Source organism: Halomonas sp. (assembly GCF_031581305.1).
Taxonomy (GTDB): domain Bacteria; phylum Pseudomonadota; class Gammaproteobacteria; order Pseudomonadales; family Halomonadaceae; genus Halomonas.
The window spans coordinates 1-11,173 of record NZ_JAVLBC010000108.1 but is presented as its reverse complement, the minus strand read 5'-3'; the positions used below and the strand labels follow the sequence as shown (position 1 = coordinate 11,173).

Annotated in this window: 9 protein-coding genes and 1 pseudogene; all 10 read right to left on the bottom strand. The window is 67.3% G+C overall.

Annotated features, from left to right (window positions below):
- Nucleotides 1–254 (bottom strand): annotated as a pseudogene (locus tag RI841_RS10300) (acetyl-CoA carboxylase subunit beta); the annotation flags it as partial.
- A gap of 8 nt (nt 255–262) precedes the next feature.
- Nucleotides 263–1,777 (bottom strand): folylpolyglutamate synthase/dihydrofolate synthase family protein, encoded by a 1,515-nt coding sequence (locus tag RI841_RS10295; RefSeq protein ID WP_310705517.1) that lies wholly within the window; start codon nt 1,775–1,777, stop codon nt 263–265.
- A 10-nt stretch (nt 1,778–1,787) separates the two neighbouring features.
- On the bottom strand, nt 1,788–2,807 hold the full coding sequence (accD, locus tag RI841_RS10290) for an acetyl-CoA carboxylase, carboxyltransferase subunit beta (protein ID WP_310705516.1): 1,020 nt from the start codon (nt 2,805–2,807) through the stop codon (nt 1,788–1,790).
- A 78-nt stretch (nt 2,808–2,885) separates the two neighbouring features.
- Nucleotides 2,886–3,689 (bottom strand): tryptophan synthase subunit alpha, encoded by an 804-nt coding sequence (trpA, locus tag RI841_RS10285; RefSeq protein WP_310705518.1) that lies wholly within the window; start codon nt 3,687–3,689, stop codon nt 2,886–2,888.
- A gap of 15 nt (nt 3,690–3,704) precedes the next feature.
- Nucleotides 3,705–4,919 (bottom strand): tryptophan synthase subunit beta, encoded by a 1,215-nt coding sequence (gene trpB / locus RI841_RS10280; protein WP_310705515.1) that lies wholly within the window; start codon nt 4,917–4,919, stop codon nt 3,705–3,707.
- 60 nt (nt 4,920–4,979) lie between these two features.
- Nucleotides 4,980–5,633: a phosphoribosylanthranilate isomerase gene (locus RI841_RS10275; protein ID WP_310705514.1), complete on the bottom strand. Its 654-nt coding sequence runs from the start codon at nt 5,631–5,633 to the stop codon at nt 4,980–4,982.
- 199 nt (nt 5,634–5,832) lie between these two features.
- Nucleotides 5,833–6,744 (bottom strand): tRNA pseudouridine(38-40) synthase TruA, encoded by a 912-nt coding sequence (truA, locus tag RI841_RS10270; RefSeq protein ID WP_310705513.1) that lies wholly within the window; start codon nt 6,742–6,744, stop codon nt 5,833–5,835.
- A 12-nt stretch (nt 6,745–6,756) separates the two neighbouring features.
- Nucleotides 6,757–9,564, bottom strand: a complete 2,808-nt coding sequence (locus RI841_RS10265; RefSeq protein WP_310705512.1) for a FimV/HubP family polar landmark protein — start codon at nt 9,562–9,564, stop codon at nt 6,757–6,759.
- Between the two features lie 265 nt (nt 9,565–9,829).
- The gene (asd, locus tag RI841_RS10260) at nt 9,830–10,942 is read right to left on the bottom strand and encodes an aspartate-semialdehyde dehydrogenase (protein WP_310705511.1); all 1,113 of its coding nucleotides are present in this window, start codon (nt 10,940–10,942) and stop codon (nt 9,830–9,832) included.
- On the bottom strand, nt 10,936–11,173 hold a 238-nt coding region (locus RI841_RS10255), incomplete at its 5' end, for a hypothetical protein (RefSeq protein ID WP_310705510.1). The genes asd and RI841_RS10255, both read right to left, overlap by 7 nt.

Genomic DNA, 11,173 nt, shown 5'->3' with positions numbered 1-11,173 from the left:
TCAACCGCCTGCTCGCCCCCCACCGCCGGGGTCTCCTGGCTTGGCGCCGACGCCTCGCCGGGCGACGGGTTCTGCCCGAGACCCGCGGGCGGTTCCGGGTCGGGCACATCGCGACCCTCCACCTCCACCGGCTGCTCGATGGTCATCACCGGCTGGGGGCGCTCGCTACGCGGCGCCGGCTCATCGAACAGCATGGGGACGAAGATCACCGCCAAGGCGACCAGGATCACTGCTCCGCTGAGACGTTCACGCATTCCGTATTTCATCGCACTCTCTCGATGGCCGTGTCTTTCCCTGCAGTCTGATCCGCCGACAGCCGCCATGCCAGCACCTCGGCCACGGTGAAGAAGGAACCGCAGACCAGCACCCGATCCTCGGGCGCGAGCCGGGCCGCCAACCAGTCGGCCGCCGCGGTCGGCGAGTCGCCGCGGTGCCACACCTCGCCGCCGTGGAGCGCCAGGCGCTCGGCCAGATCCTCCGCGGTGCGGGCACGTTCCCCCGCGAGGCTGGCCGGGACCCAGGCATCCACCACCGGCACCAGGGCAGTGATCACGCCATCGGCATCCTTGTCGCCGAGCATCCCCAACAGCGCAATGGTGCGCCCGGCACAGGGATGCGCCGCGAGACGCGCCGCCAGGTAGGTGGCCGCGTGGGGGTTATGGCCCACGTCCAGGCACCACTGTCCCAGCCACTGCATCCGTCCCGGCAGCTGGACGCCGGCAAGCGCACGGCGACAGGCGTCTTCCTGCAGGTCGACATCGGCCAGGATCAGGGCCTGCAGGGCCGTGGCGGCATTGTCCAGGGGCAGGCCGGGGTCCGGGAGGCCGCTGACGCTTTTGGGGTCAGACGATGGGGTCACCCGAAGATGTTTGTCCCTCATGCGGGCACAGTGCCGCGCCCTTGGGGTCTGACCCCGCTGCTGCGTGGGGTCGGGGAGATCCCTCAGTTCGAGGGCACTGACGCCTTTGGGGTCAGACCCCAGCGGTGTCACTTTCGTATCCTGCGTGCAGGTCGACGAATCTTGCGTCTCAGCCGGGGTCTGACCCCAAAAGCTCCGGAAGGTCCAGCCCGCGTCATCGCCATCGCGGGAGAAATCCTCGTCCAGGGCATAGACCCGAGCGCCGAGTTCGGTCGCCACCTGACGCACGCTGGCCGGTAGCGTCGTGCTGCCCAGCACCGCGGGCCGCCCACCCCGCAGGATACCGGCCTTCTCGCGACCGATGCCCTGCAGGTCGGTACCGAGGAAAGCGGCGTGATCCTGGGCCACGGTAGTGATCACTGCCACATCCGGGTCGATGACGTTGACGGCATCCAGCCGCCCACCGAGCCCGACCTCGAGGATCGCCAGCTCCGGCCCGCGGCGAGCGATGGCCCACAATGCCCCCAGGGTGCCTACCTCGAAGTAGGTCAGGCTGACCGGCTCACCCGCCAGGCGCGCCGCCTCCACCGCCTCGAAACCCGCGATCAGCGTCGCATCGTCCGCCTCGTTACCCTCGAGGCGCAGGCGTTCGTTGTAGCGCAGCAGGTGAGGCGAGGTATAAGCCGCCGTGGAGAGCCCATGGGTCCGGGCCAACGCCTCGAGCATGGCCACGGTCGAGCCCTTGCCGTTGGTACCGGCCACGATGATGACCCGGTCGGCAAGCGCGGTCTCCAGCAGCCCCATGCGACGGGCGACCTCGGCCACGCGCTCGAGGCCGAGGTCGATACCGGCCGGATGTGCCGCCTCCAGCCTGGCCAGCCAGGCCGGAAGCGTATCGGGAAGGACGTGGTCGCTCATGGGAGGGCAGTCAGCGTCCCGGATCGGGGCGCCCACCGGTGGGCTCGGCATTCTGTTCGGCTTCCGGCTCGGCGCTCGACGGGCGGCTTGTCGCCAGGCCCTCTTCCTGCTCGGCCTGCTCGGCCGCCTGCACCAGGTCCGGCTCGTCACCGGGGTCAGCCTCCTGCCCGGCCACCGGCCAGTGGATGAGCTTGCGCAGCACGCCGCCCAGTCGCTCGCGAATCTCGCCACGATGGACGATCATGTCCACGGTGCCGTGCTCGAGCAGGAACTCGCTGCGCTGGAAGCCTTCCGGCAGCTGCTCGCGTACCGTCTGCTCGATGACCCGAGGACCGGCGAAACCGATCAGCGCATTAGGCTCGGCCACGTTGAGGTCGCCAAGCATCGCCAGTGACGCCGAAACCCCGCCGAACACCGGATCGGTCAGCACCGAGATATAGGGCACGCCGGCCTGCTTGAGCTTCTCCAGGGCCGCCGCCGTCTTGGCCATCTGCATCAGCGAGAAAAGGGCTTCCTGCATCCGCGCACCACCGGAGGCGGAGAAACAGATCAACGGAATGCCCTCATCCAGGGCGACGGTCGCAGCGCGCACGAATTTCTCGCCCACCACGGCACCCATGGAGCCGCCCATGAAGGTAAACTCGAAGGCCACCACCACCACCGGCAACCCCTCCAGGGTGCCGCGCATGGCGACCAGCGCATCCTTCTCGCCGGTCTCCTTCTGGGCCGCTGCCAGGCGGTCCTTGTACTTCTTGGAATCGCGGAACTTGAGGCGGTCCACCGGCTCAACGTTGGCAGCGATCTCCTCGCGGCCTTCCTGGTCCAGGAACCAGTCGAGCCGCTTGCGAGCGGTCAGGCGCAGATGATGGTCGCACTTGGGGCAGACGTTATGGTGCTTCTCCAGCTCGGGCAGATAGAGCACCGCCTCGCACTTGGGGCACTTGCGCCACAGGCCATCGGGCACACTCGCACGGCGCTCCTTGCGCTGGATGCGGCCCACCGAGGGCACGATCTTGTCTAGCCAGCTCATGTCACAAACACTTCCGTATAGGCTGATACCCCCGGCATTGCCGGGGGCAGGGTCGATTCGGTTGGCGAGGGGCCTGGATCAGGCGTCCAGCGCCTGGCGCATCTCCCCCAGCACCGCCTCCAGGGCGGCCGGGATCGCCTCGGGATGTTCGGCGTTCTCGGCGATGCGATTGATGAGCGCCGAGCCGACGATCACACCATCGGCCACCTTGCCCACCTCGGCCGCCGACGCCCCATCACGAATGCCGAAACCCACGCACAGCGGCAGGTCGGTCATCTCGCGCAGCGGCGCCAGGTGCTCGGCCACATCCTCGGCATTAAGGCTTGCCGAGCCGGTCACGCCCTTCAGCGAAACATAGTAGATGTAGCCCTCGCCGTGGGCGCATATTGTAGCGGCCCGGGCACGCGAAGTGGTAGGGGCGACGAGGAAGATCGAGGCCAGCCCGTGGGCCTTGAGCAACGGGCCGACCTCGTCGGCCTCCTCCGGCGGCATGTCGACGATCAACACGCCATCGACGCCCGAGTCGGCGGCCTGGTCGGCGAAGGCCTCGAGGCCGATGCGCTCCACCGGATTGAGGTAGCCCATCAGCACCACCGGAGTCTCGCTGTCGGTCTGGCGAAACTCACGCACCATCTCGAACAAATGGGAGAGCCGCACACCGTGCCTGAGGGCACGCTCGCAGGCCTTCTGGATCACCGGGCCGTCGGCCATGGGATCCGAGAACGGCACCCCCAGCTCGATGACATCGGCGCCCGCTGCCACCAGGGCATGCATGAAGCCGACAGTGTACTGCGGGGCCGGGTCGCCGGCCGTGATGTAGGGAATCAGGGCGCGGCGACCCTGGGCCTTGAGCGCGGCGAAGCGTTGGTCGATACGATTCATGGTCTGGGCCGTCATCTAGAATTCGATTCCGTCGATCTTTGCCACCGTCATGATGTCCTTGTCACCACGGCCGGAGAGGTTGATCACGATGTTCTGGTCGGGACGCATGGTCGGCGCCAGCACCTTGGCGTAGGCCAGGGCGTGGGCGGTCTCCAACGCCGGCATGATGCCCTCGACGCGGGTCAGCTCGCGGAAGGCCTCGAGCACGTCATCGTCGTTGGCCGCCACATAGTTGACCCTTCCCACGTCCTTCCACAGCGCATGCTCGGGGCCAACACCCGGGTAGTCCAGCCCCGCCGAGACCGAGTGGGTATCGGAGACCTGGCCGCCCTCGTCGGACATCAGGTAGGTGCGGTTGCCGTGCAGCACCCCGCGCGGAGCGCCCGAGGCGAGAGGCGCGGCGTGGCGGCCGGTCTCGACGCCGTCGCCGCCCGCCTCGACACCATACATCGCCACCTCATCGTCCTCCACGAAAGGATAGAAGAGGCCCATGGCATTCGAGCCGCCACCCACGCAGGCGACCAGCGCGTCGGGCAGCTTGCCGAACTCCTCGAAGGACTGGCGACGCGCCTCGCGCCCGACCACGGCGTTGAAGTCACGCACCAGCATCGGGTACGGGTGAGGGCCGGCGACGGTGCCGATGATGTAATAGGTGGTGTCGACATTGGTCACCCAGTCGCGCAGCGCCTCGTTCATGGCATCCTTGAGGGTACGCGTCCCCGACTCCACCGGGATGACATTGGCCCCCAACAGGCGCATGCGATAGACGTTGAGCTTCTGACGCTCGACATCCGCGGCCCCCATGTAGACATCGCACTCCAGCCCCAGGCGAGCCGCCACCGTGGCAGAGGCCACGCCGTGCTGGCCGGCGCCGGTCTCGGCAATGACGCGCGGCTTGCCGGTCTTCTTGGCAAGCAGGGCCTGGCCGACCGTGTTGTTCACCTTGTGGGCCCCGGTGTGATTGAGGTCCTCGCGCTTGAGCCAGATCTGCGCCCCGCCGATCTGCTTCGACCATCGCTCGGCATGGTAGAGCGGTGACGGACGGCCCACGAAATGGGCCAGGTCATAGTCGAATTCCGCCAGGAAGTCCGGATCGTCGCGCAGACTCAGGTAGGTCTTGGCCAGATCGTCCAGGGCGAAGCTCAGGGTCTCGGAGACGAACCGGCCGCCGTAGGCGCCGAAATGGCCTCGGGCATCCGGCAGTCGGGTCAGGTCACTGAACTTGCTCACGAAAGACACCTCACAGGGTCGCCAGAAAGAGAGTAGGGGGAATGGGGTGCAGCTAACGGTTCACGCCCCGAAGGGCGGGTCGTCGGCCCGACGCACGGCCCGCAGGAAGGCCGCCATGCGAGCCACATCCTTGATGCCGGGGCCGGTCTCGATGCCGCCGGAGACATCCACGGCGAACGGGGCCACGGCCGCGATCGCCTCGGCCACGTTGTCCGGCGTCAGGCCTCCGGCGAGGATAACAGGTTTTGCCAGGCCTGCGGGGATTCGCGACCAGTCGAAAGTCTCACCGGTGCCGCCCGGCACACCCGGCCGATAGGCGTCCAGCAGCAGCGCCCGCGCACCCGCATAGGCCTCGGCAGCGGCATGGAGATCGAGACCATCGCGCATGCGCAACGCCTTGATCCACGGCCGACCGACGGCCAGGCAGGCCTCGGGGGACTCATTACCATGAAACTGCAGCAAGTCCAGGTGCTCGGCGCAGCGCGCCACCAGTGCCGGGTCCGGATCGACGAAGAGCCCGACCCGGGTAACGAAGGCCGGTACCCGGGCGGCGAGCTCGGCGAGCCGTTGCTCGTCGACCGCGCGCTTGCTGCCCGGCCAGAGCACGAAGCCCAGGGCATCGGCACCGGCCGCCACCGCGGCGTCGACGTCCTCGGGCCGCGTCATGCCGCAGAACTTGATGCGAGTACGAAGTTGGGTAGCCGGGACGGTCAAGGAAATCTTCTCCTGATCAACAAAGGTAGGCGTTCTCACAAGGCCACAGCGCCGTGATCATGTTGTGGGGGCGACGGTTCGGCGCTCCGACTTCAGATCGCGATGGCGCCGCCAGGCGCATGGGGCAACCCCACCGCCGCTTCGCGCCGGTTCGCGCAGCAAGCTGCGCTCCCACAGGGCAGCTCCGATCAACGCAAGGTCAAGCATCGGCTGCCACCGGGCGGCCGCGGCGAAACTCGACCATTGGGCAGTCCGGCAACGGTCGCTCGCCGGTCCATTCGCCCAGGAAGGCCAGCAGATTGGGGCCCAGCGGTTCACGGGGCAAGCCCCAGCACTCGTCGTAGAGCGAATCGACGAAGTGCAGGCCACAGGCCGGGGCAGTCACGTCGGCAAGGCGACGATTCTTCAGCGCCATCAGTTCGGCGAGGTAGTCATCCCCCCGCTCACCCCGTCCCACCGTGACCAGGGCACCGACGATATTGCGGATCATGTGGTGCAGGAAGGCATTGCCCTGAACGTCGATGACCACCAGCGGGCCGTGACGATGCACTTCGATGAAATGAAGGTGGCGCCAGGGGGTCTTCGACTGACAGCCGGCAGCGCGGAAACTCGAGAAGTCATGCTCGCCCACCAGCGCCTGGGCAGCCCAGTGCATGGCCTCGGCATCCAGAGGATCGCGACACCAGGTAGCGTTGGCCCGCTCCAGCACGGGGCGGCTCGGCTGGTTGAGAATCACATACCGGTAGCGCCGAGCCAGGGCCTTGAAGCGGGAATGAAAACTGTCAGGGACGGCCTTCACCCAGCGCACCGCCACATCCCGAGGGAGGTTGGCATTGGCGCCGAACACCCAGGCCTTCTGCGAGCGTGGCACCGGGGCATCGAAGTGGATGATCTGGCGTGTGGCATGGACGCCTGAGTCGGTGCGTCCGCTGGCGTGCACGGTGACCGACTGGTTCGCCACCTTGGCGAGCGCCGCCTCCACGGCGGCCTGCACCGAGGGGGCATGCTTGAGGCGCTGCCAGCCGCAGTAGGCACTGCCGTCGTACTCTACCCCCATGGCCAGGCGGCCGGCCAGGGGGTGGCGGTCATCGAGGGATCGGAAAAGGGTCATTCAACCTCATGCTCATGGCGCAGATTGATCCAGCAATTCGCGGGCCTTCTCCCTGGCCTCCGGATCGTCGGTCTCGTCGATCAGGCTCTCGAGCAGCGCACGAGCCTGGCCGGACTCGCCGGCGTCCAACAGGCGCCGTGCCTCGGCCAGCGTCGAGGTGGAGGAAGCCGCCGCGGAAAAGTGAGCATTATCCCGCGACAGCGGCGGGAAGGCCACCTCCTCCACCTCCCAGTCCTCGGGCAGATCGCGACCGGGCATGGCCTTCGTCGCGTCACGATCACCAGCAACGGAGGGGGTGAACTCCACGCTGGGCTGCATGGGGGTCTCTTCGCGGGGCGCCGGCGGCTCCTCCAGCGTCGGCGGACGGTAGTCGATGATCTCGCGCCCGTCATCGGCCTGGCGGGTCTCCAGAGGCGCGTCCGGAAGCGCATCCGCCTCGGGTTCCTGCTCCAGCGATGCCTCATCAGAGGCTTCACCATCCAGATCGGGCGATGCGAGTGCCTCCGACCGTGGAGCCGGGCCCTGCTCCGATGTCGATTCCGGCTCCGGGCCTGTCTCCAGCTCAGGCGGACGATAACGGGCCAGTGGATCGGCCGGCTCGTCGTTCAGGGATGTCCCGTCGGGCACCGCCTCATTGTCCGGTGTCTCCTTCGGCATTTCACGAGAGGGTGCCTCGCCTGTTGCGGCGTCGTCATGGGCGTAGGCACTACTGGACACCTCGGGATCTTCCTGGCCGCCCGGCGCGTCAGGTGCGTCAGGTGCGTCAGGTGCGTCAGGTGCGTCAGGTGCGTCAGGGTCATCGAAGCGGCGCGGAGGAAGCTCATCGGCTGCGGGGAAAACGGCGCGGTCGGTCGGCGTCTCCGCCTCAGGCGCCGATGCCCGGGCGGAAGGGGCGCTGGGGACATGGCGCTCCATCAGATGGGTCACCTCGGCCTGGACATCCGGGTCCCCGCTGGCACGCAGCTGCTCGGCCTGAGATGCCGCCGCCGCGTGATCGCCCTGTTCCAGCTGCACCCGCAACAGCTTGAGTCTCAAGTCATCACGGCCGGGCTCCCGAGCCAGGCTGGACTCCAGCAGTTCACGTGCCTGGTCGTAGCGCCCGTAGGCGATGAAGATATCGACTTCATTGATCGCCTCGGCCTCGGGCATCGACGCACGCACCGACGCCTCCCGGGGCTCGCCGCGGTCTTCGGCCTGCCGCGCCTGGGAAGCGCCCGGCATGACAACATCACTGGATGCAGGATTCACCGGATACGACTCGTTGAACAGCGACGTCGGCTCGCGCTCCTCACGGCGGCGGCGGCGCAACAGAGCCCACAGCGCCAGCAGCGCCGCCAGCCCGCCCCCCCCCAGCATCAGATTGCGGCCAGTGCTGCCCTGGTAGATGGCGCCCCACCAGGGCGCCTCTTGGGAGGCTGCCGGCTCGCTGCCGGGGGCCACCACGCCACCGCTCCCTGCGGCATCGGCCCCCTGCCCCCCGGCACTCAGCGCGGCCAGCTGGTCACGCATGGCGTCCAGCTCCTCGCGCAGGTCACCCAACTGGGACTGCAGCTCGTCACGCTCGCTGCGAACCGCCTCCAGGGCCTCTCGACTCTCGCGCCAACGCGCCTCCAGGCGCAGCAGGCGCTGATCCTCGGTGAGCTCGCCAGCCCCCTGGATCAGCACCAGCACGCCGGGGTCGATGAACGGCCCCTTCCCTTCGGCACCCGACGGCAGCGCCAGGGACGCCACGGTCTCCCCCTCCCCCTGGGGTGCCGCAACGGATGGCTCATCCCCCTGTTGGGTCGAAACACCGTCGACCGGCACTACACGTTCGGCAGCCACCTCGGCATCGCTGAGCAGCGTCAGCCGCTGGCCCTCTTCACGACTCGCATCCTCGCCGCTAGCGGCGGCATCGTCGGACGCCGTTTCGGCCGTCGCGGGCGGCGCTTCCTCGGCAGCTGGCGCTGATGTCCCCTCCTGTGCCGGGGCACTCGCCACGGCCGACGCCGGTGCATCGTCGGCAGCGCCCAGCGCCACCCTCGCCGGTGCACCATTACCGCGGTTGGCCCAGGCCTGGTTCATGGCCTGGACGATGCGGTCGGCCTCGGCGGAGGAACGTGCCGCGATAGCCTCGCGGGACGGCACCACCAGCGTAAAGCCGGCCCGCATGGCGTTGATGTTGCCGGAAGGGAAGACCTCCGGATTGGCCTCCACCAAGGCGACCATCATCTGGCTCATGCTGATGCCGCTATCCGGCCTGAGCCGGCCGGCCACCGCCCAGAGGGTGTCGCCGCTGCTTACCCTGGCGGGATTCCCCGCGCCGGCGCTGGAGGTGCGTGCCACGGGGCGCGACGCCGGTTCCGCCTCCGGGGAAGAGGAGCTCGGCGAGGCTGCCATATCCTGTGACGAGGTCGAGGATGACGCGACCAGGGCCGGAAGCTGGTCATAGTCAGGCGGGTCGAGCAGCAGGGTCACTTCCCGCAGTTGTTGACCGCCAGGCCAATCGAAACGCAGCAGCAGGTCGAGCCAGGGCTCCCGCACGGCCCGCTCGGTCGTCATGTCGACGATCAACCGCCCCTGGCGTCGCGCCACTTCCGCTTTCACGCTGGCCGCCAGCGAAGTGCGGGGCAAGCCGGCCGCCGAGAAGGCGCGCTCATCGGCCACCGAGATATTGAGTAGGTCGGCCTGTAGGCCGCTGCTGTCGGTCAAGGGGATGCTCGCCCTCAACGGTGCATTGAGCGTCGAGTTCACCTCGACCTCCCCCAGGCCGAGGGCCTGCACCAGCGGGCTGGTGGCGGCGAGCGAAAGCAGCATGGCGAATGTCAGCTTGCGTTTCATCGGCTTCCCTTGAGTCGTTCCACTACGCCCCGCCGACCCCGGCGGTGACCTGGAAGTATATGCGTAATTATTAGGGTGACTATGTATCACATTACCTGCGCCAACGCCCTCCCGGACAATCAGCGTTAATTACACTTTCAACATACGCCATGGATCACATGATGCGCGACCCCTCGATCGCCCGCGATCAACGCCCAACGTAAAGCGGGACGCCGACCCGGGCGTCCCGCTTTCGTTCACGCGGTCATGGCTAACTGCACGCGGCTTACTGCTCCCGCAGGACCTTCAGCATCCGCTTGAGCGGCTCGGCAGCCCCCCACAGCAGCTGGTCACCGACACTGAAGGCGGAGAGGTATTCGCCGCCCATGGCCAGCTTGCGCAGGCGACCCACGGGCACGGTCAAGGTGCCGGTGGCAGCGGCCGGGGTCAGGCCGTCGATGGTGGCATCCTTGTCGTTGGCAATCACCTTGACCCAGTCGTTGTGACGCGCCAGGCGATCCTCGATCTCGTCGATCGGGACATCCTTCTTGAGCTTGATCGTGAAGGCCTGGCTGTGGGAGCGCATGGCCCCAATGCGCACGCAGAGCCCGTCGATGGGGATCGGGTTATCCTGGAGGCCGAGGATCTTGTTGGTCTCCACGGAGCCCTTCCACTCCTCCTTGCTCTGGCCATTCTCCATGGGCTTATCGATCCAGGGCAGCAGGCTGCCGGCCAGCGGGGCACCGAAGTTGTCGGTGGGGAAATCGCCGCTGCGCATGGCTGCCGTGACCTTACGATCGATATCGAGGATGGCGCTGGCCGGGTCGGCCAGCTCGCCGGCCACGCTGTCGCGCAGGCTGCCCATCTGGTTGAGCAGCTCACGCATATGCTTGGCACCGGAGCCGGAGGCGGCCTGATAGGTCATGGAGGTCATCCACTCGATCATGTCCGCCTCGAACAGGCCGCCGAGGCCCATCAGCATCAGGCTGACGGTGCAGTTGCCGCCGACGAAGGTCCTGGCGCCCTTGGCCAACTGGGCATCGATGACCTGGCGATTGACCGGGTCGAGAACGATGGTGGACTCATCCACCATGCGCAGGGTGCTGGCGGCATCGATCCAGTAGCCCTTCCAGCCGCCCTGGCGCAGGTCGGCATAGACCTTCTCGGTATACTCGCCGCCCTGGCAGGTGACGACCACGTCCAGCGCCTTGAGGGCGTCCAGATCAAAGGCATCCTTCAACGGGGGAACATCGACGCCGACATCAGGACCGTCCTGGCCAACCTGGGAGGTCGTGAAGAAGATCGGTTCGATGCCCTTGAAATCACCGTCCTCGAGCATCCGTTGCATCAGCACGGAACCGACCATGCCACGCCAACCGACAAAACCGACTTTCAACATGTGAAGCCCTCCAGAAATCGAATGTGCCTGACATTATACAGGAAGCGGCACCGAGCGCCGAGCGCCGAGCGCCGAGCGCCGAGCGCCGAGCGCCGAGCGCCGAGCAGGATGATGCTCGCACACCACTGTAGCAACAAGAAAAAACCTCCAGCAGAGTAATCTGCTGGAGGTTTTTTCTTGGCTGCTTGGCTGCTTGGCTGCTTGGCTGCTTGGCTGCTTGGCTGCTTGGCT